The following is a 24,086-nucleotide window of genomic DNA, read 5'->3' on the forward strand; positions in this document are numbered from 1 at the left end:
CGCTGACGCGGGGCCTCTGGCGGGGATATTTGAGGAATGAGAAGATATGGTGGCGATTAAGCTGAAGTGGTTGGACGGGGCGGATCAGGCGCTTGGATTGCCATCCTATGAAACTGCGGGGGCGGCTGGCGCAGATGTGCGGGCGAATTTTGCAGAGGAGAACAGAGGGGGGCTCACACTGGAGCCTGGCGCGCGCGCGTTGGTTCCAACTGGTCTTTCTCTTGAAATACCATTGGGTTATGAGGTTCAACTTCGTCCGCGTTCTGGATTGGCGCTTAAGCAGGGGCTGACGCTTCCGAACTCACCCGGCACCATTGACAGTGACTATCGTGGCCCACTTGGGGTCATTGTGATGAACGCCGGGCAAGAGCCGATTGAGATCAGTCATGGCATGCGCATTTGCCAAATGGTGGTCGCGCCCGTTGTGATGGCAGATTTTCAGCTTATTCAGGAGCTTAGCGACACAGATCGTGGGACCGGAGGCTTTGGCTCCACCGGGGTCGGCTGATGCTGCTTGTTCTTGTGATAGCGGCGGTTTTGTGGGGGATCGGCCTTTTGATGGGGGCTCCTAAATCTGCGCGCTTGAGCATGATTTTTGTTTTATATCTTGCTGTTATCGGCATTCAGGCGACCTTTCCGCAAGGGCATCCTCTTGTGGTTTCAACGGGTGGTAGTCTTGCGATGTGGCTGATGATCGGCGGTGCCGTGGCTTTGGTGCTGGCCTATTCAACAGCGCTGCAGAAATTGCGCCAGAAAGCCGACGCAAAAGCCGCAGAGGAAACGCAGAATACAGCCGCACAAAGCCTGTTTTCAGACACCGAACTCAACCGATACGCCCGCCATGTTGTGTTGCGCGAAGTTGGTGGGCTCGGGCAGAAAAAACTCAAAGATGCCAAGGTTTTGGTCATCGGTGCCGGGGGGCTGGGATCGCCCGTTCTGCTGTATCTGGCGGCCGCTGGTGTTGGGCGCATCGGCGTGGTGGATGACGATGTGGTCGACAACTCCAATCTGCAACGACAGGTGATCCACAAGGATGAGGCCATTGGCACGCCGAAAGTGCTGTCAGCAGCGGAGGCGATGGTGGCGCAAAACCCTTTTGTACAAGTGGTGCCGTACCCTCGCAGGCTGACCGTCGATGATGCGGAGGAGATCATCGGCGAGTATGATCTGGTGCTGGATGGTACGGATAATTTTGACACGCGATACTTGGTCAATGAAGTCTGCGTAGAGCAAGGTAAGCCGCTGATTTCAGGAGCTTTGTCCCAATGGGAAGGGCAGCTCAGTGTCTTTGATACAGCCAGCAATACGCCCTGTTATCAGTGCATCTTTCCAGAGGCTCCCGCGCCTGAGCTGGCACCAAGCTGCGCGGAGGCTGGGGTGATTGGCCCGCTGCCAGGGGTTGTGGGAACGATGATGGCTGCGGAGGCTATCAAGGTCATCACTGGAGCGGGTGCAGCCCTGCGCGGTGAGATGATGATCTATGACGCGCTTTGGGGCGAAACACGAAAAATAAGTCTGAAGCGTCGCGCGGGTTGCCCCACCTGCGGGCGGCGTTAACCATAAAATTCAACGTCGGTATTGCGTCTGTATCACGGCGGTAATGCGACGGTGCAAATTTCGGTGCACGGGATGCGTTAACCTTTGTGTACGGTGCCTGTTGCGTGGCTGTCGCAGGCGATTGCGGCCCTGGCATGGGCTGCTAAGATCGCCGCCAAAGGAGATTCCCGAATGACCAATCCGCTTCTGTCCCACTGGGACACCCCATTTGCGCTCGCGCCATTTGACAAGATCAGCGATGAGGATTTCGCGCCTGCGTTTGCCGAAGCGCTGGAGACGCATAAAGCAGAGATTGCGGCCATCGCTGACAATGCGGCGGCGCCGACGTTTGCCAATACAATTGAGGCAATGGAAGCGGCAGGGAGCGGGCTCGACAAAGTGCTTTCGGTGTTCTTCTCTGTGGCGGGGGCGGACAGCACACCAGCACGCGAGGCTTTGCAGCGAGAGTTTTCCCCGAAACTGGCGGCGCATGGTGCGGAGATTTCTGCGAACAAGGCACTGTTTGGTCGGATCAAAGCGGTATGGGATGCGCGCGAGACGCTTGACCTGACAGAGGAACAGCAGCGGGTTTTGATGCTAACCCATCGGGGCTTTGTGCGCGGTGGAGCCGCGCTGGAAGGCGCGGATGATACACGCATGAAAGAGATCAAGTCCCGACTGGCAGTGTTGGGCACGGACTTCACCCAGAACCTGCTGGCGGATGAACGTGACTGGTACATGACTCTGGCAGAGGATGATCTGGAAGGGCTGCCCGGATTTGTGGTGGATGCAGCGCGAGCTGCGGGAGAGGAGAAAGACGCCGGTGGCCCGGTTGTGACCCTGTCGCGGTCCCTGATCGTGCCATTTTTGCAGTTTTCGCCGCGCCGAGATCTGCGCGAGAAAGCCTTCGCGGCTTGGGCCGCACGTGGTGCGAATGGCGGGGAAACGGACAACCGGGAGATCGCTGCGGAGATCCTTTTGCTGCGTCAGGAGCGGGCGGCCCTGTTGGGATACGGCAGTTTTGCAGATTATAAGCTTGAGACGGAGATGGCAAAAACGCCCGATGCGGTGCGGGATCTGTTGATGGCGGTCTGGGAACCGGCCAAGGCACGCGCCGAAGCAGATGCAGCTGTGCTGACGGAAATGATGCACGCGGATGGTGTGAATGGTGATCTGGCCCCATGGGACTGGCGCTATTATGCGGAGAAGCGGCGCAAGGCGGAGCATGATCTGGATGAGGCGGCGTTGAAGCCTTACCTGCAATTGGACCGGATGATCGAGGCGAGTTTTGCCTGTGCGACGCGCCTGTTTGGGCTTTCGTTCGAGCCGCTTGATGTGCCGCTGTACCATGAGGATTGCCGCGCCTGGGACGTGACGCGAAATGGTGCGCATGTGGCGGTGTTTATTGGCGACTATTTTGCGCGGGGCGGCAAACGCTCCGGTGCTTGGTGTTCGGCGATGCGCGGGCAGGCGAAGTTCCCGGAGGTGCAGGCGCCTGTGGTGATCAATGTCTGTAACTTTGCCAAAGGCGATCCTGCGCTGCTGTCTTATGATGATGCGCGCACGCTGTTCCATGAGTTTGGTCATGCGTTGCATCAGATGCTGTCGAATGTGACCTATGAGAGCATTTCGGGCACCTCTGTCGCGCGCGACTTTGTGGAGTTGCCGAGCCAGCTTTATGAGCATTGGCTGGAGGTGCCGGAGGTTCTGGCAGAATATGCCACACATGCAGAGACCGGCGCGCCGATGCCTGAGGAAATGCTGAACAAGGTGCTGGGGGCGGCGAATTTCGATCAGGGTTTCGCCACGGTGGAATATGTGGCGTCGGCGCTGGTGGATCTGGCGTTCCATGAAGGCGCAGCGCCCAGTGACCCGATGGCAAAGCAGGCGGAGGTTCTGGCGGAGCTTGGCATGCCAGCGGCGATCACCATGCGCCATGCGACGCCGCATTTTGCCCATGTCTTTGCCGGGGACGGCTATAGCTCTGGCTACTACAGTTACATGTGGTCAGAAGTGATGGATGCGGATGCGTTTGAAGCTTTTGAGGAAGCTGGGGGTGCCTTTGATGCTGATACGGCGAAGGCGCTTGAGACACATATCCTGTCTGCAGGAGGATCGGTGGAGGCCGATGAGCTCTACAAGCGTTTCCGGGGTCGATTGCCAGATGTGGAGGCGCTCTTGAAGGGGCGCGGTCTGGCCGCCTGAGGGATCTGAAGTGTTGAAAAACCCCGCGCACTCTTGTGACTGCGCGGGGTTTTTTGTGGCGAGGTAAGCCGGGTTTTGAGGTCAACCGATGATGTCGTGACCCCGGTTCTGCATGCAACGGATCAACACATCGCGCCGGGTGTGATCCCGCTCTGATGCGGCTTCGGCTGAGCCGACCAGCCCGCCAACAGCCGCGCCCACAACGGCACCTTCCAGAGCGTCATCTGCGTCTGCTGCGCCAATCAAGCCGCCGACAACAGCGCCTGTGGCGGCGTATTCAGTGCCGGTGCCTTCAGTAAATGTCGCTGCTTTGGTGTGGCAGTGGGCATAATCATCATCAAAATTGGCATTGCGCGTGCCGTCCACCGTGAGGGGGCGGTCCACTGGCGCTGTGCAGGCCCCAAGGACCATGGAGGCGCAAAGGCAGGCAAGCAATGCATTGTGGGACAGTTTGCGGTTGGTCATGTGTCATTCCTTTGAAAATCGGTTTGTCTTGATGGCGGCTACCTAAGAGGAGTCGTTTTTCAATTCAAGAGGAAAGTTTTATGTTTTACGATAAAGTTTGCATGTAAGCTTTAATTGCTTTAGTGAGAGGCAACAACTTTTGGAGCAAAATCATGAAATTAGTGGCCCGGCTCGCCATGTTGATCACCATTGTCTATTTCACATTCGGCTGGTCTGTTTTGTGGGTCAGCGCGTTTCAGGGGCAGGGGGAAATGCTGGCGGACACGTTTGACATGCCGCTGGACACGCCAGTGCCTGGCACTTGGGCGTTGGTGGTGGGGATGATCATGATGTGGCCCGCCCTGATCAGTCTTGCACTTGGCTTCTGGGCGCTTGACCGGATTTTATTGCTGCGTGACCCGCAGGATTTTTCGCGAATGGGAGACCACTTGCGCCGCTGTGCATGGGCTTTTCTCGGGTTTTGGCTGCTGAATGCGTTGAATGTGGCCATGCAGCCGATTGTGCTGACCGCACATCTTGCCCCGGAGATGCGCCCAGAATTTGAGCTGATCGACATTGATGTTGATGTGGTGTTCCTGGTTCTGGCAGCGGTGTTTCTGGCGATCAGTCGATCGCTCAAACAGGCGCAAGAAATTGCTGACGAGAACAGCCAGTTCCTGTAGGAGGCCGCATGCCCATTCGCATCAACCTCGACCTTGAACTGGTGAAACGCAAAATGACCTCGCGCGAGTTGGCGCAGGCCATTGGTTTGACGGAAACCAATCTGAGTTTGCTCAAGTCAGGCAAAGTGAAGGGTATTCGTTTCAACACATTAGAGGCGATCTGCGCGCATCTTGGATGTCAGCCAGGTGACATTTTGGAGTATGTCCCGGAAGAGGAGTAGGTTTCAGGGGCACTTCCCCTGCCGCCTCTGCGATCTGGCGACTTCGGGATATTTTTATAATGAAAAAAGCCCGGGCGGTGCGGCCCGGGCTTTGTGTGTTTCTGATGCGCAAGGGCGCGTCAGATGGTTTGATCGTACTCGCCAACACCGGGTTCGGTGCGGATCACAGCGTCGATGTCGGCAAAGATGGCGCGCATTTCTGCTTCGCTTTCGGCACTTTCGATCACCACAACGAGGTTGGGTGTGTTGGACGAGGCGCGCACAAGGCCCCAGCTGCCATTGTCGAGAATGACGCGGGCACCGTTGACGGTGACGACCTCCTTGATGGCGCGGCCCGCGATGGTTTCGCCAGCCTCGTGTTTGGCCACCAGTTTGGCCACCAGACGTTCGAGAATGTCATATTTCTCAGTGTCAGAGGCATAGGGCGACATGGTCGGGGTGGACCATGTTTTCGGCAGGGCCTTGCGCAGGTCAGACATTTTCATGTCTGGGTTGCGGTCAAGCATTTTGCAGACTTCCACGGCGACGCGCATGCCGCAGTCATAGCCACGCCCAATCGGCTCTGCGAGGAAGTAGTGGCCGGATTTTTCAAAGCCGGCCAATGCGCCGAGTTCATGCACCCGGCGTTTCATGTGGCTGTGGCCGGTTTTCCAGTAGTCGGTTTTGGCGCCGGTCGCGAGCAGGTCTGGATCAGCGGCATACAGGCCGGTGGATTTCACATCCGCCACAAAAGTCGCGTCGGGATAGATCTTGCCCAGATCCTTGGCCATGATCACGCCGACCTTGTCGGCAAATATCTCTTCGCCCTCGTCATCCACCACGCCGCAGCGGTCGCCATCGCCATCAAAGCCAAGCGCGAGATCGGCGCCGGAGGCTTTCACGCTGTCAGACATGTCGTGCAGCATCAGCATGGCTTCGGGGTTGGGGTTGTAGTTTGGGAAGGTGTAGTCAAGCTCACAATGGCTCTCGACCACCTCAACGCCGATGCGTTTGAAGATTTCGGGCGCAAAGGCGGCTGCGGTGCCGTTGCCTGTGGCGCAGACCACTTTGAGCGGGCGCGACATTTTGAAATCACCCACCAGATCGTCGATATAGGCTTCGCGCACGCCGTCCACGACCTCATGTTTGCCGCCATCATGGGCGTCAAAATCGCCATTGAGCACAATGTCACGCAGTTCCGCCATTTCATCCGGGCCGTGCGTGAGGGGTTTCTCAAAGCCCATTTTCACGCCAGTCCAGCCGTTGGGGTTGTGAGAGGCGGTGACCATCGCCACAGCGGGCGCATTGAGGTGAAATTGAGAGAAATACGCCATTGGTGACAGGGCAGGGCCGATGTCTTTGACGTGAATGCCCGCCTTCATCAGGCCCACGATCAGCGCCATTTTGATGGCCACAGAATAGTCGCGGTAGTCATTGCCAACGGCGATCACCGGCTCAATCCCACGGCGGCGCATTTGAGTTCCGAGACCAAAGCCAAGCGCAGTCATGCCAGGCAGGTTAATCTCTTCCGGAAACTGCCAGCGGGCGTCATATTCACGAAAGCCGGTTGGCTTGATCATCGGATCGCGCAGAAATTCCCATGTATTGGGACGCACGTCGGCAATCGGTTTCTTCATGTCAAATACTCTCTACTAAAATATGCTTCGGGATCGTTGGAAGCGGGATAAAAGCGGGTCAGATGGCAATTGGATTGGCCTTTGCCAAAGCATCAAATTGCATCAGAGAGGTGACAAGCGCACCCATTTGATCAAGCGGGATCATGTTTGGGCCATCAGAGGGGGCATTGTCTGGGTTTTCGTGCGTTTCGATGAAAACAGCGGCAGTTCCGATACTCACGGCAGCGCGCGCCATGACTGGTGCAAACTCACGCTGGCCACCAGAGCTGCCGCCTTGCCCGCCGGGTTGCTGCACAGAGTGGGTGGCATCCATCACGACAGGATAGCCGGTTTTTGCCATCTGCGGCAGAGAGCGCATGTCCGCCACAAGCGTGTTGTAGCCAAACGACGTGCCGCGCTCTGTCAGTAGGATGTTTGTATTGCCGGTGCTTTCGATTTTGGTGACGATATTGCCCATTTCCCAAGGGGCAAGGAACTGGCCCTTTTTCACATTCACCGCGGCGCCGGTGTTGCCAGCTGCGAGCAGCATATCTGTCTGACGGCAAAGGAATGCTGGGATTTGCAGGATGTCCACGGCTTTAGCTGCGATGGCGCATTGCTCTTCGGTGTGAACATCGGTCAGCACCGGCACGCCAAAATCTTTGCGAATGCCATCGAGCACGGCAAGGCCGGCGTCAATGCCCATGCCGCGAATGCCCGAGAGCGAAGTGCGGTTGGCTTTGTCATAGCTGGCCTTAAACACATATTGCGCTCCGGCCGCTTCGCAGGCTTCTTTCATGGTGCCTGCGATCATCTCTGCGTGGTCTTTGCTTTCCAGCTGGCACGGGCCGGCAATCACGGTCAGCGGGAGGTCGTTGCCGATGGTCAGATTGCCAACGTTTACATGTTTCATCACGAAGATACCTGTTCTCTGAGGATGGACGCTGTGAGCGAAATCATCAGATAGATGCCTGAAAAGATGAGGAAGGCCAAGATCGTGTTTTCAAACTTGCGCGGATAAGAAGGATCTTGCGACGCAACAGGCACCACAGATGTGGTGAGGTAGCGCACTTGCCGGTTTGCCTCCAGCTCGGTCTGTTTGAGGGTTTGCAGGGCGGATTGCATCAACAGATCCGCCGTGGCGAGATCGGCCTGTGCCATTTGGATCTGGGCGGTTTGCTGTGCCAGAGATGTCTCCCCTTGTGTGGCCTCTGTCATTTCGCTTTGCAGTCGGGCCAAAAGGCTGTTGAGGCGGCGGATGTCACCGCGCACGCCATCGACACGGGCCTGATTTGGGCGCGCATTGTCTTCCAGCGCGGCCAGTTGCAGTTCTTTTTCCTGCAGCTGGATTTGCACATTGGAAATCTGTTGGCGCAGGGAGGCGATCACGCCCTCTGGGTCAAGAATGGTGGTTTCTTGCAAGGCCACCATCGCAGCCTGTGCTTCGCGCCGCTCGGCCTTGGCCTGTTCCAGGCTGAAACGGGCATCTTTCAGCTGGTCTTCGCGCTTGCGCTGAGACAGATCATCGACGCGTTGTTCGGCATATCCGATCAGAGCCTCCGCAAAGCGGGCGGAGGTTTGAGGATCGGGGGTTGCGATTTCCATGCGGATCACGCCTTCGGTCGGATCGTAGCCGATTTTGACGTACTTCTTATAAAGCTTGTAGGCCTTTTCGTTTGAGGCATCCACATCGAGGCGCTGCACGGGGTCAACCTCAGGCTGGCTGAAGGTGGATTTGAATCCCTCATCCCTATCCAGACGGAGCATCGCATCCTTGGAGGCGAGATAGCTTTGCGTTGCGATGCTGTCCTGATTGGTGGCAAACTGTGTGCCAGACAAAAGCCCGCCAATACCAGACCCGCCACCTGTCGCGTCGGCTTGTAGGATCAGGAACTCTGATTTGGTGGAGTACATTGGTGTTGCAACAGCGTAAAAATACCAGCCTGCAAAGATCGTGGGCAGGAAAACAAAGGCTGACAGACGTGCAAGCAACAGCAACAGACGTCTGCGGCGGCGGCGTGCGATGTCTTTTTGGATTTCTCCGATTTCCATCGCGCGCATTTCGGACGGCGAGACGGTTTCTGTTGAGGGGAGGCCCGCTTTGCCAACAGGTGCGGTTTGGGGCAATTGGATGCGCCCAACAGCAGCAGACTTTTCCGCTTTGTTGGAGGGGATCATATCCAACATGTTGGTGCGTTGAAACGGATCAATGCCCGCCTTACGCAAAACCCGCACGGCATCATAATCTGAAGTGGCCGGGAGTTCGTTTTTTTGTGCCACACGGCGCGCGAGCCGCAGTTGACGGCCTGTGAGACCCTCGCGCTTGATTGCGTCAATCTCTGCGTCGGCGCCTTGTGGCGTCGGCTGTGCGGGATCTTGCGCCTGAGGCGTTTGGGGGGCAGCCCCTTTTTGCGGCAGCACCATTTTCATCTGCGCGCGTGCCTCCGCTGCCTCAGCAGCAGGGGTGCCGCTTATGCCCTGCGCGCCGTCGGCGATTGGCTCTGAGCGCCGGATGCGGAATTTCTTAGCCCTGGGTTTGGTAGTCATAGAGCTGCTTCGCTTCTTCCAAGGTGTCGAACATGTGGAGCTTGCCGTTCAGCAGAACGGCGGCCGAGCGCGCAAATTTCTCAAGAACCTGCGGCTGGTGTGACACGATCACGATTGTGGTGGTGCGCAGGCGTTCGCGCAGCACATCACCGGCTTTTTTGTTAAACTCGACATCTGTCGAGGAGGGCATGCCCTCGTCAATCAGATACATATCAAAATCCAGAGCAAGCATCAGCGCAAAGGTGAAGCGCGAGCGCATGCCGGAGGAATAGGTGCCCAGAGGCTGATCGAAGTATTCGCCAAGATTGCAGAGCCAGCGACAGAAGGCTTCAACATAATCCGGGTCAAGGCCATAGAGCCGGGCGATATAGCGGCTGTTTTCCACGGCGGTGTGTTTGTTCACAACGCCCCCCATGAACCCCAATGGGAACGAAATACGGCAGTCGCGCCGGATCACGCCTTCATCCGGTTTTTCAAGGCCAGCCATCATATTGATCAACGTGGTTTTGCCGGTGCCATTGGGCGCAAGAATGCCCAGAGAGTTTCCCAAGTCCACGCGAAAAGACACCTGCTCAAGGATGACCTTGCGCTGTGTGCCGGTCCAGAAGGACTTACTCACGTTGTCGAACTCGAGCATGCACTGCTCCTGAATACTGCTCATGAAGGCGTGGACTCGATGGAGTATAGCCTGCGATTGTTAACGCTCTGTCGGCGATTTGTCCCAATATGAAGGATTGTAGGTCGTATTAGCAACTATCTGCGGCAAGATTGCGGCGATAACGACAGAAAATTGAAGCGTATTTCTCACAATTTGTGGTGGGCTGCTGTTGAGGGGCCGAAAGAACGCCCTCCAGACGAAAAAAGGCGCTGCAATCTGCAGCGCCTTGGAATGCTCGGTTGGGTCTTTATCAGGCGACTGCCTGCCAGACAGAGCCTGCGATCAGAGCGCCCAGCATGGCGTAGCCGAAATAGGCGGCAAACACGCGCGGCTTTACAAGGGCCCAGACAGCGATGGCTGCCGGGATACAGCTGACCCCCCCCGCGATGACAAAAGACATGGCGGCGCCGTTGGACATGCCCTGCTCCAGCAGACCCGCGACCAGGGGCACGGCGGCGTAGCCATTGAGGTAGGCCGGTGCGCCAACCAATGCGCCGAGCACGATCGGGCGGAAACCATCCCCCCCCAGAACCTGAGCAATCCATTCTGCGGGCACATAGTGGATCATCAGGGCTTCGATCACATAGGCGAGCAGCAACCATTTGAGCAGGAAGATGCCGTTTTGAAGGGTTGTTTCACGGAAGATCACGCGGCGGTCGCTGTCTTGCCAGAACTTCCATTCAGGTTTGCCTGAGAAGGGTTTCTTTGCACCGCAGCACCCGCCAACTTGCGGTTTCTCACGCAGTGGATCCGTGAACACGGGGGTAGATTTCAAAAGCATTGTTCCAAACCCACCGAGCAGGCCGAGGCCAATGGCAGACAGTGTTTTGGCGATGGCAAATTCAAAGCCGAGCGTGCCGGAGGTGATGGCAAACATCGCTGGGTCCATCAGCGGAGAGGCCAGCCAAAACGCCATGACGGCAGAAAGCGGCGCCCCAACAGCGAGCAAAGCGGCGATAAAAGGGATCACTTCACAAGAGCAGAAGGGCGACAGGCCCCCCAGAAGCGCCGCCAGAAAGATCATCCGGGTTTCGCGGCCCTCAAAGGCTTTGGCGAGCAGAGTCTCTGCGCCGGTTGCCTTGAGATAGCCAATTGCAAAGACCGCAAAGAGGATGAAGGGGGCCGTGTGCATCAGCGCCCCGGTTGTGAAATTCACCGTGGGTATGAATTGCGGCCAATCGAGCACCGCCACGGCGAGTAGGATCACAATGCTGGCCGCCCATGCCGAGTCGATGCGGGCCAGGGTTTTGCGCAGGGGGGATGGGGCTTGCGTGAGATCAGTCATGGTCATGGTCCTTGCAGGTCTGCAGCTCATCAGCGCAGCATTCTTTGAGCAGAAAGGCTGACAGATCGCGCACCGCGTCATAGGCGACAGCGGCACAAATGATCGAGCGGCCCTGTTTTTGCTGTGTCACAAGCCCGGCTTGGGCGAGGATTTTCATGTGATGCGTGAGGGTGGAACCGGTGACGCCGGTGCGTTTCCCAAGTTCACCAATGGAAAGCCCGTCTGCACCGGCCCGCACAAGACAGCGCAGCACGGCGAGGCGTTGCTCTGATCCTAGGGCGGCGAAGGTGGAGGCGGCCACTTCAAGAGAGATATCGGAGGAACTATTGTGTTTCATATTTCTAAAAATATCGAAATAAAGTCTTCGTGCAAGGGTTATTTCGAATATTGTCGAAATAACTGTCGGCGGGTATCTGTTCTGGCATGTCGTTGATCGAAGAGATTCAAGCCTGCCGCCTCTGCACGGACCGCTTTGCGCATACTGCCACGGCGCATATCCCGCGCCCTGTGGCCTGGTTTCGCCCTGATGCGCGCATTTTGGTGGTTGGACAGGCGCCGGGTGCGCGCGTGCATGAAAGCGGCCGACCTTTCACCGATCGGTCAGGGGATCGGCTTCGGGAATGGATGGGCGTGCAAAATGCTGTTTTTTATGACCGATCACGTATCGCCATAGTGCCTATGGCGTTTTGTTTTCCCGGCTACAACGCCAAGGGCAGCGATCTGCCACCTCCGCCGATTTGCGCAAAAACATGGCGCAGTGACGTGATGGAAACGCTTGCAGATGTGTCGCTGACTTTGGTGATTGGCGGCTATGCGCAGAAATGGCATTTGGGCACTAAGACCGGCGTGACAGACACTGTGGCGCAGTGGCGTCGCTTTGCGCCGCATGTCTACCCCTTGCCTCATCCGTCCTGGCGCAATACGGCATGGCTGAAGAAACATCCGTGGTTTGCTGAGGAGCTGTTGCCCAGCCTGCAGGCCCGTATCAAGGAGGCTCTGGCGTGAGCGACATGACCCCACTGGATCAGGCCCATGCGGCTATGGAAGCGGCCCCGCAGGAGGATGCGGCGCGGTTGCGGTTTTATGAGCGGCTGGCAGATGCGGAGCTGTTTCTGCTGCTGGAAAAAGAGGCCGAGGGCGACAAGATTGCGCCAGAGATTTTTGAAACCTCTGATGCAAGCTTTGTGCTGGTGTTTGACACAGAAGAGCGTCTGGCGCAGTTCGTGGGCCGCGTCGCGCCTTATGCCGCGCTGTCTGGCCGGATCATTGCTTCCATGCTTGCAGAGTCAGGTATTGGGCTTGCGGTGAACCCGGAGGTGGCCCCGTCTTCCATCCTAATCCCCGGTGAGGCGCTTGGCTGGCTCTCTGAAACGCTGACTCATGCGCCTGATGAGGTTGAGGCCAAAGTCGAGAGCTTTGCCCCGCCCAAAGGCCTGCCGGAACATCTGATCACTGCGCTGGATATGAAGCTTTCCACTGCGGCGGGGCTGGCCAAGATGGCCTATCTTGTGGCCACCAGCTATGAGAATGGCAGCCGCTCTCACATGCTGGGATTTGTGGACACATTGCCTGGCTCCGAAGGCGCGCTTGCCAAAGCGGTGAACGAGGCGTTGACGTTTTCCGGGATCGAGGCGGGGAGCCTTGATGTGGGGTTCTTTGCCGCAAAAGATCCGGTGGCAGCCCAGCTGGCGAAATCCGGACTGCGCTTTGATCTGCCGGAGCCGCCCAAGGCGCAGGAGTACAAACCTGTTGCCCCGGGCAGCGATCCGGACGCGCCGCCGCGCCTGCGCTAGCGCTCTTTTTCCTTTTGCCCCCAATATTCCGGGGGGGCTGTGGCAGCGTGCTGCCACAGAGGGGCTGGCCCCTTGTGCGCCTTCAATATCCCGCGCTGCGGTCGACCAGATGCAGAAACGGTTCGCCTGCCACACCGCGTCGGATGTTTTCGGCAATCACCAGACTCGCGGTTTCTGGGCGGGTTTCTGAGGCGATATGCGGTGTGACCGTCACATTGGGATGCGCCCAATAGGGATGATCGGTGGGCAGGGGCTCCACACGGAAGACATCCAGCGTGGCATGGGCGATGTGGCCGCTGTTGAGCGCTGCCAGCAGGGCGTCATCGTCGATCAGCGGACCGCGCCCGGGGTTCACGATCATTGCGCCCTCGGGCATTTGCGCCAAACGCGCGGTGTTCAGCAGATTTTCGGTGGCAGGCGTTTTGGGCAATAGCAGCACCAGAATATCTGCCCGTGAAAGCGCCTGCGACAAACCATCGTACCCAGAGAGGCAAGTGACACCGGCCACCTCTTTGGGCCGGCGGCTCCAGCCGGTCACGTCAAAGCCGATCTGGCTGAGCGAGGTGGCGCAGGCGCTGCCAAGTTCACCAAGACCGAGCACAGTGACACGTCGATTTTGCGCGAGTGGCGGCACGTGAGGGGCCCAGGTGCCGTCTTGCCCGAGAATATTGCGGTCCATATCGAGGTGGTGGCGCATGACATGACCGACCACCCATTCTTTCATGCCCTGCGTCATGCCCGGATCCACCATGCGAGCCAGCGGCACGTGCAGTGTGGGGTTGCCGACGATACCCTCCACGCCTGCCCAGAGGTTCAACACCGCTTTGAGACGGGTGTAGGGGGTGAAATCCTGCACCGCGCTGTTGGGGGCGTAGACGATGTAGTCCACCTCTTCGGGGGCAAAATCGACTCGCAGATCGGCGGTGAGGCCTTGCGCGTTGAAGGCGCTGTTCAGGTGTGGCGCATAGGTCTGCCAGCGGTCTGGTGTGGCGGCAAATAGCACGTTGGTCATGTGGCAAACACTCCGGACATGTCAGCAAAGCCTTTGATCTCAATTGGGTTTCCAGAAGGATCCGTAAAGAACATGGTGCTTTGTTCGCCGGGTTCACCGGCAAAACGGGTGAAAGGTTTGAGCACAAATTCGACGCCAGCGGCGCTGAGTTTTTCAGCCAGCGCATCCCAGTCTGCTTTGGGCAAGATCACCCCGAGGTGGGGCATGGGCACGAGATGGTCTCCCACATGGCCGGTGGTTGCGGTGGCAAAAGGTTCGCCAAGGTGCAGAGACAGCTGGTGGCCAAAGAAGTTGTAGTCGACCCATGTGTCAGTGCTGCGGCCTTCGGCACACCCCAGAAGGTCGCCGTAAAAGGCGCGCGCTTCTGCCAGATCGCGGACGTTATAGGCCAGATGAAAGATGCTCATATCTGTGGCTCTCCCTGCATTTCCATTTTTGCGCAGAGAGGGCCACAGTTGGTGCGCGAGTGCAAGGGCGACTTAGCGGGGTCGATGTACGTGGGCGCTTTGAATAAGGCCGAAGCCAACCATCAGAACCAGCATGGCAGAGCCGCCATAACTGACCAGCGGCAGGGGCACGCCCACAACCGGTGCAAGGCCCATGACCATGGACATATTCACCGCAAAGAACAGGAAGAAGGCCCCGGCGATGCCCAATGTGAGCAGCGCGGCATAGCGATCCCGGTTGGAGATAGCGGAGGCGACGCAGAAAACAATGATCAGCGCATAGAGCGACAAGAGTGAGATTGCGCCCACATAGCCGAACTCTTCGGCCAGGGTGGTGAAGATGAAGTCGGTGTGTTTTTCCGGCAGGAAGTTCAGGCGACTTTGGGTGCCCTGCATGAAGCCGCGGCCGGTCCAGCCTCCTGAGCCAAGCGCGATTTTTGATTGGGTGATGTGGTAGCCAGCCCCAAGAGGATCCTGAGAGGGGTCAAGAAAGGTGTCGATGCGGCGATATTGGTAGTTCTTCAGGAGTTGCCAACTGGTGCCACGGGACTGGAACACCGCGACCACGACGCCCACCCCCATGCCAATGACGGTGACAAAATAGCCCCAATGCACCCCGGCAAGGAACATCACCATCGCCCCGCCGATGACCAGCAGGAGCGAGGTGCCCAGATCAGGCTGGCGCAAGACCAGCGCTGTGGGCAGAAGGATCAGCAACACAGGCAGGATGACCCAGAGAATGCGCGAGGTTTTTTCCGTGGGGAGCCAGTCGTAATAGGCTGCAAGGCACATCACGAGGGTGATCTTCATCAGCTCAGAAGGTTGCAGGCGCATGAAGCCGAGGTCGATCCAGCGCTGCGCACCCATGCCGACGCTGCCCATGACCTCCACACCCACAAGCAGAGCGAGGCTGACCAGGTAGGCAAAGCCCGACACGGAGCGCCAGAACCAGATTGGCACCATGGCCACAATGAACATGACGATCACGCCCATCACATAGCGCTTCATCTGCGGCTCTGCCCATGGCGTGAAGGAGCCTCCGGCCACGGAATAGAGCATCAGAAAGCCGGCGCCCGCGACGGCGGTCACCAAGAGAAGCAGTGCCCAATTGAGGTAGAGCACTTTGCGCAGGCCGGTGGGAACGTGTTTGACGTTATATTCGAGATAACTCATCTGTGCGCGCTTCCCGATCAGGCCCGATTGCGTCGGGTGATTTCCCGGTTTGGTGCGAGTTTTTCCATCTCTTTTTGCTGCGCTTTGATTTTCTCGCGGTCTTTGGCTGGATAGGCCGTCAGAGGGGGCGGGCCGCCATAAAGCGCCTGAAGCGTGATGTCGCGGCCAATTGGTGTGGCTGCTTTGGAGCCGCTGCCGTGTTCGACCACTACCGCCACGGCGATTTTGGGGTTGTCAAAGGGGGCGTAGTTCACAAAGAGCCCGTGGTCGCGACGCCCCCATGGCAGGTCTTCGTTGCGGGTCACACCGCGGGCGCGTTCGGCCGCAGTGATGTTGCGCACCTGCGAGGTGCCTGTTTTGCCCGCGATGCGATAGCGATCCTCGATGATGCGCTGGCTGTAGGCTGTGCCTCGCCGGTGATTGGACACGGCGTACATCCCACGCTGCACCTCGGCGAGATGGGCTGGGTTGATGTCGAGTTCGGGCATGTCAGGCACGGGTTGTTCGACACCGTTGATGGATTTCACAAGACGCGGTGGGATGGCTTTGCCGGTGGCCAGTCGCGCTGTCATCACCGCCAATTGCAGCGGGGAAGCAAGAACGAAACCCTGCCCGATGGAGGCGTTGGCGGTGTCCCCCACCACCCAATCCTGTCCTCGTACCGAGGATTTCCACTCCCGCGAGGGATTGAGGCCGCGCGCCACACCTGACAAGGGCAGGTCAAATTTCTGGCCGATGCCAAATCGGGCGGCGACCTCAGACATTTTGTCGATGCCAACCTGAATCGCGAGGTCGTAGAAATAGACATCGCAGCTTTCGCGTAAGGCTTGCACAAGATTCATATGCCCATGGCCACCGCGCTTCCAACAGTGGAAGCGACGGTTGGAAATTTTCATATGACCCGGACAATAGACGGTGTCTTCAAAGCCGACGATGCCCGCTTCCAAGGCCGCGAGCGCGGTGATCATCTTGAAGGTAGAGCCCGGAGGGTAAGTGCCCTGCACCGATTTGGCGGCAAGGGGGCGGTGATCATCGCTGGTCAGTTTGCCGTAGTCGGCGACGGAGATGCCTTCGACAAAGAGATTTGGATCAAAGGAGGGCGCTGAGGCGATTGCCAAAAGATCGCCTGTTTCACAGTCCATGACCACGGCTGCGGCGCTTTCGTCTCCGAGGCGGGCCTGCGCGTAAGATTGCAGCGCGTGATCAATGGTCAGTTGGACATCATCGCCTTGTTCGCCTTCGCGGCGGTCGAGTTCGCGCATCACACGGCCAACCGCGTTGACCTCCACCTGTTTGGTTCCGGCGGTGCCGCGCAAATCATCTTCCATGCGGCCTTCAAGACCCACTTTGCCAATCTGAAACCTCGGAATGCGCAGCAGCTGATCCGGGTTGTCGATTTTTGAGAGGTCATAGTCAGAGATCGGGCCAACATAGCCAAGCACATGGGCGAGATCGTCTTTGAGCGGGTAATAGCGCGACAGGCCCACTTCGGGGGTGATGCCGGGAAGGGCGGGGGTGTTGACGGCAACCCGCGAGAGCTCTTCCCAACTCACACGATCTGCGATGGTGATGGGCAGGAAGGGGGGAGAGCGGCGCATTTCTGTCATCGCGCGGTCCAACTCGTCTGGATCCAGCTCTACCAAGGTGGCGAGTTTGGCGATGACCTTATCCACATCGTCGGTGTCTTCGGGCACCAGAATGATCCGGTAGGAGGGTTCATTGCGGGCCAGTACGATGCCGTTGCGATCAAAGATTTCGCCGCGTGCGGGAGGTATCAAACGGATGTTGATGCGATTTTCTTCGGCCAGCAGGCGGTATTCATCCGACTGATCAAGCTGCAAGTGGCGCATGCGAAAGCCAAGACCGGTCATGAAAGCGGCCATGCTGCCTCCCAGGAGCAGCGCCCGACGGGAGAAACGACGGTGTGTTTCTGTCAGCTCAGTCGGTGTTTTGCGCATCAGTTTGCCCCCAAGCCACCGTCCGGTGCCGTTGTGCGCCGGACGCCAAAGAGAAAGTGAGAAAGCACCACAATTACAGGATAGATCGCAATGTTCATGATCACTTGCATCAACATAAGCCCGAGTGGCGGAACCGGCAACAGCATGAGGCTCGCGATAACGCGGTAGCTTACGGCGATCACAAGCATGAAACCCGAGGCGGTGAGCCACTCATAAGCAAAGGTGGCTTCGCGCAGGCGAAAGGAGCGATTGCGCTGCACCTCTGAGACCAACAGCACGATGGCGGCAGCCAGACCCGGTGGGCGCAACAATAAAAAATCCGCGAGCAGAAATACGATCGCGACAAGCCAGCTCGGAACATACTCGGGTTTGCGCAGGGCCCAGACAAGGGTGAGCACCACCATGAAATCGGGGCCTGCCCATCGGCGTGGTGAGGTTTCCAGCGGCAAAAGTTGCGCAAATAGCAGCGCCAGGCTCAGCATCGCAAAGACGCCACGCATCATCCATTTGCGGGAGGGGGCCGTCTCAGCCATCAGTCTCTTCCACAAACACCTCTGGGGTCAGCGGTGCGATCAGAGTGCCTGTGGTTCCGGGGGTTTCCTGACCATGGTGGCGCAGCACGCGCAGAAACTCGAGCCGTTCATAATCAGCGGCCAGGCGGACACGCAGTCGGCCGGACGGGTCGGTGGCAACCTGGCCAATCAGCAGCCCTCCCGGGAAGACCCCGCCGTCGCCAGAGGTGACCACACGGTCGCCGGGGCGGACCAGATCAGGTGTTTCCAAAAAGTCGACATGCGGCGCAACGGTGTTGTCGCCGACGATCAAGGCGGACTGGCCTGAGGGTTGAATGCGGGCGGGAATGCGGCTGGAGCTGTCGGTGAGCAACATCACGCGCGAGGACGAGGCCCCAACGCCAGAAATGCGCCCCACAAGGCCGATGCCGTCCATGGCCGCCCAGCCGTCGACGATTCCATCGCGCGCGCCGATGTTGAGAAGGACGGACTGACGGAAAGGAGAGCCGCTGTCGGCCAGAACCACGCCGGTGATATAGGTGAGCTGGGGATCAAGACGCACATTGTTGAGATCCAGCAAGCGCGCATTTTCCTGACGCAGCTGGATGGCAGCTTCTTTCCAGGCTTTCATCTGCTGAAGTTCGCGACGCAGCTCACGGTTTTGGTCTGCTATGCGCTGATAGCTTTGAAAATCGCGCAGCAAATTCACAGTCCCGGTGACGGGCGCCATGGCCCAGTCAAAATTCGGAACAACCGCATCAGTGATCTGCGCGCGGAAACGCTCCACACGTGGGCTGTCAATGCGCCAGACCAGAAAGATCCCGATCAGGATCAGCAGAAGCACGCCAAGAAGGAGCCGCCGAAGCGGTGCGGAAAAATCCTCGCCCTGGTTGCGGTCTCTGGCCAAGATGCCTCCGGTGATTTTGGGTGTGTCCCATACTACACCGCCGGATGGCTCTCGCCAAACCGGCCGCGTATTTTGGAAAAATTAGCTGTCGTAGTCGATCGCGTGACGCAGCTGTTTTTCGTATTCCAGCGCTTTGCCGGTGCCCATGGCCACACAGTTGAGGCTTTCATCGGCAATGGAAACGGCAAGACCGGTCTGCTCACGCAAGGCAAGATCCAGATCACCGAGCAGCGCACCGCCACCGGTGAGCATGACACCACGGTCCACAATATCAGCGGCGAGATCAGGCGGGGTGGCTTCGAGAGCGGTCATCACTGCCTCGCAGATCTGCTGCACCGGTTCAGCCAAAGCTTCGGCAACCTGCGCCTGGCTGATTTCGGTCTCTTTGGGGACGCCGTTGAGCAAGTCACGGCCCCGGATTTGCATGGATGCGCCTCGGCCGTCATCTGGCATACGCGCCGTGCCGATGGAGGTTTTGATGCGTTCGGCGGTGGCTTCGCCGACCAGCAGATTTTGCTGGCGACGAAGATAGTTGATGATGGCTTCGTCCATGCGGTCACCACCGACGCGCACGGAGCGGGCGTACACGATATCACCCAAAGACAGAACCGCCACTTCGGTTGTGCCGCCACCGATATCGACAACCATGTTCCCGGTTGGATCCGTGATGGGCATACCTGCGCCGATGGCCGCTGCGATCGGTTCTGCGATCAGGCCAGCGCGCCGGGCGCCTGCGGAAAGAACCGACTGCCGGATGGCACGCTTTTCAACAGGGGTCGCGCCATGTGGGACGCACACAATGATCTTGGGCTTTGAGAACGTGGAGCGTTTGTGCACTTTGCGAATGAAGTGCTTGATCATTTCTTCGGCGGTGTCAAAATCAGCGATCACACCGTCGCGCATTGGGCGGATGGCTTCGATGCTGCCGGGGGTGCGGCCGAGCATCAGCTTGGCGTCTTCGCCAACGGCGAGGACTTTTTTCACACCATCTTTGACGTGATAGGCCACCACGGAAGGTTCGCTGAGAATGACGCCTTTGCCTTTGACATAGACCAGCGTGTTCGCCGTTCCCAGGTCGATCGCCATGTCAGATGTAAACAGGCCGCCCAAATTTCCCAGCATATGAATTCGTTCCCAAAATTGTCCCTTGGCATGCGACTCTGTAATCGCAGGCGTCTCCTTATAGGAAGAGGAAACACTTTGTTAAAGGCCCCGGATGGGTGGAAGGCAACATTCTGCCACGAAATTAGGCTGGCGCCACTTTGCGATGCGCGCAACCTAGGAGCTTTCTGGCGGTGTGGCTCGCAGGCCCGTGGGAAAACCTGTTTTAACCGCTGGGCAGCACGGCGGCTCTTCGATACAAGGCGCGCATGCTGTCATACCAACATATCTATCACGCCGGAAATCTTGCAGATGTTCAGAAGCATGCGCTTTTGGCGGTTATGCTCAACTATATGGTGCAAAAGCCCAAACCGTTGAGCTACCTTGAAACCCATGCCGGGCGCGGGGTTTACCAGCTGGATGCAGAAGCGGCGGTCAAGACGGGGGAGGCGGTTGCTGGCATTGGGCGCGCCGAAGACTGGTTTGACAAAGACCACCCCTACATGCGGGCGCTGGAGGCGGTGCGCGCGAAACATGGGGCGGCAGCCTATCCCGGATCGCCGGCTTTGGCGGCAGCCCTCACGCGCACAGATGACACGCTGCAGTTCTGTGAGTTGCATCCCCAAGAAGCCACCGCGTTGCGTGGGGCGATGCGGGGCAGCGGGGCGAAAGTGCATCAAAAAGACGGGTTTGAAACCGTGATGGGCATTTGCCCGCCGACGCCAAGGCGCGGCGTGCTGCTGATCGACCCGAGCTATGAGATTAAAAGTGATTACAAGGTGTTACCCAACATCATTGCCCAGTTGCATCGCAAGTGGAATGTGGGTGTGATCGCGTTATGGTACCCGATTCTACGCGATGGGCTGCATCGGCCGATGATCGATGGCTTGAAAGAAAAGGCGTTGCCGAAAGTGTTGCATCACGAAGTGACCTTTCCAGCAGCGCGCGAGACCCATCGTATGATTGGATCAGGCATGTTCATCGTGAACGCGCCGTTCGGTCTTGAGCAAGAAGCCGCTCATCTGACCGCAAGATTTGACGCTTTGGCACGCCGCTCCTGAGCGCCACACTGGCTGCATATCCGCGCGGCTCACGCTATGCAGCAAGGGCGATGGCGTGTCTGTTCGCTGGAAAAACCTGTTGAAAATTAAATATTTATGCGCGCAGGGATTGAAAACCTTACCTTGTGTGTATGGAGTGGCGGGTTGACAACCTTGGGTGGATAATCGAAAACGGCGCACGTTACACTTGCCTGATTTTTTTGGACTTTTCGACAAAACCATCGTTTCATAGAGTGCAGGTGTATTTTTTTAAGGAGTTCTGAGCGATGATATTATCGCCTCTTAAGACCGTCCGAGCGTTTTCGGCGGTCGCAGCGGTTCTAACGACAGTTGCAACAGCCGTGTCGGCGCAAGACAAACCAAACATCCTGGTGATTTGGGGCGATGACATTGGCCAGTCCAACATCTCCGCCTACACCATGGGCATGATGGGCTATCGCACACCCAACATCGACCGTGTTGCAAACGAAGGTATGATCTTTACCGATTACTATGGTGAGCAGTCCTGTACCGCTGGCCGTGCGTCCTACATCATGGGGCAATCGGTGTTCCGCACCGGGCTTTCCAAAGTGGGCCTTCCGGGCGCTGAGCTTGGCATGCAAGAGGAAGATCCGACCATCGCAGGCATGCTGAAAGCGGAAGGCTACGCGACCGGTCAGTTCGGCAAAAACCACCTTGGCGACAAGGATGAGCACCTGCCGACGAACCACGGTTTTGACGAATTCTTTGGCAACCTCTACCACCTGAATGCCGAAGAAGAGCCCGAAAACGTTGACTACCCAGGCGACACCGTGCTGCCTGATGGCCGCACTTTCCGCGAAGCGTTTGGCCCACGTGGTGTGATTAAGTCTTCTGCGGATGGCGAAATCGAAGACACCGGCCCGCTGACCAAAAAGCGTATGGAAACCGTAGATGAAGAAACGCTGGCGGCTGCCATCGACTTTATCAAACGCGCCAATGATCAGGGCAAACCTTTCTACGTTTGGTGGAACGGTACACGCATGCACTTCCGTACTCACGTGCAGGAGACCATGCGCGAGAAAGCCAACCAGATCACTGGTAAGTCCCTGGATGAATACTCTGCCGGTATGATTGAGCACGACATGCATGTCGGCCAATTGCTTGACCTGCTGGACGAGCTGGGCATCGCAGACAACACCATCGTTCACTATTCCACCGACAACGGCCCCCACTACAACACCTGGCCTGATGCGGCATCCACCCCTTTCTTTGGTGAGAAAAACACCAATTACGAAGGTGGCTGGCGTGTGCCGTCCATGGTGCGTTGGCCTGGCAAAATCGAAGCAGGTTCTGTGAGCAACGAAATCGTGCACCACATGGATTGGTTCCCAACCCTTCTGGCGGCGGCTGGCCGTCCCGACATCAAGGAAGAACTGAAAGCTGGGGGTGTTCAGGCGATTGGTCGTGAGTACAAGGTGCACCTGGATGGCTACAACATCCTGCCAATGCTGACCGGTGAGACGACTGAAAGCCCGCGTAACGAGATCTTCTACTTCTCTGACGATGGCGACCTGACCGCGCTGCGTTATCAGGACTGGAAGTTCATCTTTATGGAGCAGAAAGAGTACAAAACGCTGCGCGCATGGATCGAACCGTTCACCGTGCTGCGTCTGCCTCTGATCATGAACCTGCGTCGCGACCCATATGAGCGTGCCTATCAGACTTCCAACACCTACTATGACTGGCTGCTGGATCGTGCGTACTTCCTCGTGCCTGCGCAGCAGTATGTGGGGCAGTTCCTGGCCACATTCCAGGAATTCCCGCCACGTCAGAAAGCGGCAAGCTTCAGCCTGGATCAGGTGATGGAAAAAATGTCTTCGCCAATTGGTGACTGATCCTGAGCTGATCTGAGTTTGACAAAATGCCATCCCGCGATTGCGGGGTGGCACCAAGATTTTCACTATTTTTTCTTTGGAGTGATTGGGTGATGCGAAAGCTTGCGCATATGGCCGCCTTTGTTGTGAGTGGCGTTGGAGTAACCTCTGGAATGGCGCTGGCAGATCCTTTGCCCTCGTGGAACGATACTGACGCAAAAGCGCGGATCATTTCCTTTGTTGAGGCTGTGACCGATCCTGCCTCTGAAGACTATGTGACCCCGGCAGATCGCATTGCGACCTTTGACAATGATGGCACGCTTTGGGCCGAACAGCCGGTGTATTTCCAATTGATTTTTGCGGTCGATCAGGTTGCCAAATTGGCGGAGCAGGATCCGTCGATTTTGACCAGCGACGCGCTGCGTGCAGCGGCGGCAGGCGACTATGAGGCGCTGGCAGCGACTGGCAAAGAAGGTCTGATTGAGGTGCTTGCGGCCTCTCATACCGAAGTGTCACTCTACCAGTTCCAACAGGATGTTACGGCTTGGTTGGAGGAGGCGCGTCACCCCAAAACTGGCCTGCGCTATGATGAGATGACCTATCAGCCGATGCTGGAGCTTTTGCGCTATCTGCGGGATGAAGGGTTTGCGACCTATATCGTTTCCGGCGGCGGTATTCAGTTTATGCGGGTCTTTGCGGAGGATGCCTATGGCATTCCCCCCAATCAGGTGATCGGCAGCTCTATCACGTCGACTTATGAAGTTGTGGATGGCGTGCCGGTGATCATGAAGGGCGCGGAGCTGTTCTTCAACGATGATAAAGCGGGCAAGCCGATCGGGATCATGCACCATATTGGCAAACAGCCGATTTTGGCAGGCGGCAACTCTGATGGTGATTTTGAGATGCTGGAGTTTTCGACCTCTGGTGAGGGCGCGCGTCTGGGTCTGTATGTGCATCACACAGATGCAGAGCGTGAATGGGCCTATGATCGTGAAGGGCATATCGGCGTCTTGAACCGTGGACTGGACGAAGGCCCGGATCGCGGCTGGCTGATTGTGGACATGGCACAGGACTGGTCCAAAGTTTTTGCGAAAACCAAAGCTGAGTGAGCAGG

24 protein-coding genes are annotated in these 24,086 nt (G+C 57.7%); 10 read left to right on the forward strand and 14 right to left on the reverse strand.

From position 1 onward, the window contains the following. Positions 1–46: 46 nt before the first annotated feature. The 3 genes from dut (at position 47) to J7413_RS13975 (ending at position 3,741) form a co-directional block, all read left to right on the forward strand. Positions 47–508 (forward strand): dUTP diphosphatase, encoded by a 462-nt coding sequence (dut, locus tag J7413_RS13965; RefSeq protein ID WP_209099217.1) that lies wholly within the window; start codon positions 47–49, stop codon positions 506–508. Then, complete coding sequence (locus J7413_RS13970) at positions 508–1,557, forward strand: HesA/MoeB/ThiF family protein (RefSeq protein WP_209099219.1); 1,050 nt, start codon at positions 508–510, stop codon at positions 1,555–1,557. Before dut ends, J7413_RS13970 begins: the two co-directional genes overlap by 1 nt. 171 nt (positions 1,558–1,728) lie before the next feature. Continuing rightward, on the forward strand, positions 1,729–3,741 hold the full coding sequence (locus J7413_RS13975) for a M3 family metallopeptidase (protein ID WP_209099221.1): 2,013 nt from the start codon (positions 1,729–1,731) through the stop codon (positions 3,739–3,741). A gap of 81 nt (positions 3,742–3,822) precedes the next feature. On the opposite strand, the gene J7413_RS13980 is transcribed toward J7413_RS13975, so the two are convergent. Further along, entirely contained in the window at positions 3,823–4,206 is a 384-nt protein-coding gene (locus J7413_RS13980; RefSeq protein ID WP_247743532.1) for a glycine zipper 2TM domain-containing protein, read from the reverse strand. 152 nt (positions 4,207–4,358) lie between these two features. Between J7413_RS13980 and J7413_RS13985 the strand changes: the two genes are divergently transcribed. Together J7413_RS13985 and J7413_RS13990 are read left to right on the forward strand one after the other, a co-directional pair. After that, positions 4,359–4,868 (forward strand): hypothetical protein, encoded by a 510-nt coding sequence (locus J7413_RS13985; protein ID WP_209099223.1) that lies wholly within the window; start codon positions 4,359–4,361, stop codon positions 4,866–4,868. 8 nt (positions 4,869–4,876) lie between these two features. After that, positions 4,877–5,089 (forward strand): helix-turn-helix transcriptional regulator, encoded by a 213-nt coding sequence (locus J7413_RS13990; RefSeq protein WP_058241470.1) that lies wholly within the window; start codon positions 4,877–4,879, stop codon positions 5,087–5,089. Between the two features lie 119 nt (positions 5,090–5,208). On the opposite strand, the gene J7413_RS13995 is transcribed toward J7413_RS13990, so the two are convergent. The 6 genes from J7413_RS13995 to J7413_RS14020 all read right to left on the reverse strand — a co-directional run bounded on the left by J7413_RS13995 (position 5,209) and on the right by J7413_RS14020 (position 11,511). Next, on the reverse strand, positions 5,209–6,705 hold the full coding sequence (locus J7413_RS13995) for a phosphomannomutase/phosphoglucomutase (protein WP_209099225.1): 1,497 nt from the start codon (positions 6,703–6,705) through the stop codon (positions 5,209–5,211). 58 nt (positions 6,706–6,763) lie between these two features. Next, a complete protein-coding gene (gene kdsA / locus J7413_RS14000) occupies positions 6,764–7,597 on the reverse strand; it encodes a 3-deoxy-8-phosphooctulonate synthase (protein ID WP_209099227.1) in 834 nt (277 codons plus the stop codon). Continuing rightward, on the reverse strand, positions 7,597–9,231 hold the full coding sequence (locus J7413_RS14005) for a capsule biosynthesis protein (protein ID WP_209099229.1): 1,635 nt from the start codon (positions 9,229–9,231) through the stop codon (positions 7,597–7,599). Before J7413_RS14005 ends, kdsA begins: the two co-directional genes overlap by 1 nt. Next, positions 9,209–9,868, reverse strand: coding sequence for an ATP-binding cassette domain-containing protein (locus J7413_RS14010; RefSeq protein WP_209099231.1), 660 nt, complete (start codon positions 9,866–9,868; stop codon positions 9,209–9,211). The genes J7413_RS14005 and J7413_RS14010 overlap by 23 nt, the downstream gene beginning before the upstream one ends. A 271-nt stretch (positions 9,869–10,139) precedes the next feature. After that, positions 10,140–11,174, reverse strand: a complete 1,035-nt coding sequence (locus J7413_RS14015) for a permease (RefSeq protein WP_209099233.1) — start codon at positions 11,172–11,174, stop codon at positions 10,140–10,142. Next, on the reverse strand, positions 11,167–11,511 hold the full coding sequence (locus J7413_RS14020; protein ID WP_209099235.1) for a metalloregulator ArsR/SmtB family transcription factor: 345 nt from the start codon (positions 11,509–11,511) through the stop codon (positions 11,167–11,169). Before J7413_RS14020 ends, J7413_RS14015 begins: the two co-directional genes overlap by 8 nt. Before the next feature lie 86 nt (positions 11,512–11,597). Between J7413_RS14020 and J7413_RS14025 the strand changes: the two genes are divergently transcribed. Next, entirely contained in the window at positions 11,598–12,179 is a 582-nt protein-coding gene (locus J7413_RS14025; protein ID WP_209099238.1) for a uracil-DNA glycosylase family protein, read from the forward strand. Then, positions 12,176–12,967, forward strand: coding sequence for an SseB family protein (locus J7413_RS14030; protein ID WP_209099240.1), 792 nt, complete (start codon positions 12,176–12,178; stop codon positions 12,965–12,967). The genes J7413_RS14025 and J7413_RS14030 overlap by 4 nt, the downstream gene beginning before the upstream one ends. Before the next feature lie 82 nt (positions 12,968–13,049). Here J7413_RS14030 and J7413_RS14035 read toward each other — a convergent pair whose 3' ends face one another. The 7 genes from J7413_RS14035 to J7413_RS14065 form a co-directional block, all read right to left on the reverse strand. Continuing rightward, positions 13,050–13,979, reverse strand: a complete 930-nt coding sequence (locus J7413_RS14035; RefSeq protein WP_209099242.1) for a glyoxylate/hydroxypyruvate reductase A — start codon at positions 13,977–13,979, stop codon at positions 13,050–13,052. Further along, a complete protein-coding gene (locus J7413_RS14040; RefSeq protein ID WP_209099244.1) occupies positions 13,976–14,386 on the reverse strand; it encodes a VOC family protein in 411 nt (136 codons plus the stop codon). The genes J7413_RS14035 and J7413_RS14040 overlap by 4 nt, the downstream gene beginning before the upstream one ends. 72 nt (positions 14,387–14,458) lie before the next feature. After that, positions 14,459–15,598, reverse strand: a complete 1,140-nt coding sequence (gene rodA, locus J7413_RS14045; protein ID WP_209099246.1) for a rod shape-determining protein RodA — start codon at positions 15,596–15,598, stop codon at positions 14,459–14,461. A gap of 17 nt (positions 15,599–15,615) precedes the next feature. Continuing rightward, positions 15,616–17,556: a penicillin-binding protein 2 gene (gene mrdA / locus J7413_RS14050; RefSeq protein WP_209099248.1), complete on the reverse strand. Its 1,941-nt coding sequence runs from the start codon at positions 17,554–17,556 to the stop codon at positions 15,616–15,618. Then, the gene (locus tag J7413_RS14055; protein ID WP_209099250.1) at positions 17,556–18,089 is read right to left on the reverse strand and encodes a rod shape-determining protein MreD; all 534 of its coding nucleotides are present in this window, start codon (positions 18,087–18,089) and stop codon (positions 17,556–17,558) included. The genes mrdA and J7413_RS14055 overlap by 1 nt, the downstream gene beginning before the upstream one ends. Beyond that, on the reverse strand, positions 18,082–18,975 hold the full coding sequence (gene mreC, locus J7413_RS14060) for a rod shape-determining protein MreC (RefSeq protein WP_209099252.1): 894 nt from the start codon (positions 18,973–18,975) through the stop codon (positions 18,082–18,084). The genes J7413_RS14055 and mreC overlap by 8 nt, the downstream gene beginning before the upstream one ends. Positions 18,976–19,056: 81 nt before the next feature. Next, positions 19,057–20,103, reverse strand: a complete 1,047-nt coding sequence (locus tag J7413_RS14065) for a rod shape-determining protein (RefSeq protein ID WP_271310823.1) — start codon at positions 20,101–20,103, stop codon at positions 19,057–19,059. Between the two features lie 242 nt (positions 20,104–20,345). On the opposite strand from J7413_RS14065, the gene rlmJ reads away from it, so the two are divergent. From rlmJ to J7413_RS14080, 3 genes are all read left to right on the forward strand, one after another. After that, positions 20,346–21,137, forward strand: coding sequence for a 23S rRNA (adenine(2030)-N(6))-methyltransferase RlmJ (gene rlmJ, locus J7413_RS14070; protein WP_209099255.1), 792 nt, complete (start codon positions 20,346–20,348; stop codon positions 21,135–21,137). Between the two features lie 266 nt (positions 21,138–21,403). Beyond that, complete coding sequence (locus tag J7413_RS14075; protein ID WP_209099256.1) at positions 21,404–22,993, forward strand: arylsulfatase; 1,590 nt, start codon at positions 21,404–21,406, stop codon at positions 22,991–22,993. A gap of 110 nt (positions 22,994–23,103) precedes the next feature. Further along, positions 23,104–24,081, forward strand: coding sequence for an HAD family hydrolase (locus J7413_RS14080; RefSeq protein WP_209099593.1), 978 nt, complete (start codon positions 23,104–23,106; stop codon positions 24,079–24,081). The last annotated feature ends 5 nt before the right edge of the window (positions 24,082–24,086 follow it).

Origin of the sequence: Shimia sp. R10_1 (assembly GCF_017744095.1) — a bacterium.
Classification (GTDB): Bacteria; Pseudomonadota; Alphaproteobacteria; order Rhodobacterales; family Rhodobacteraceae; genus Shimia.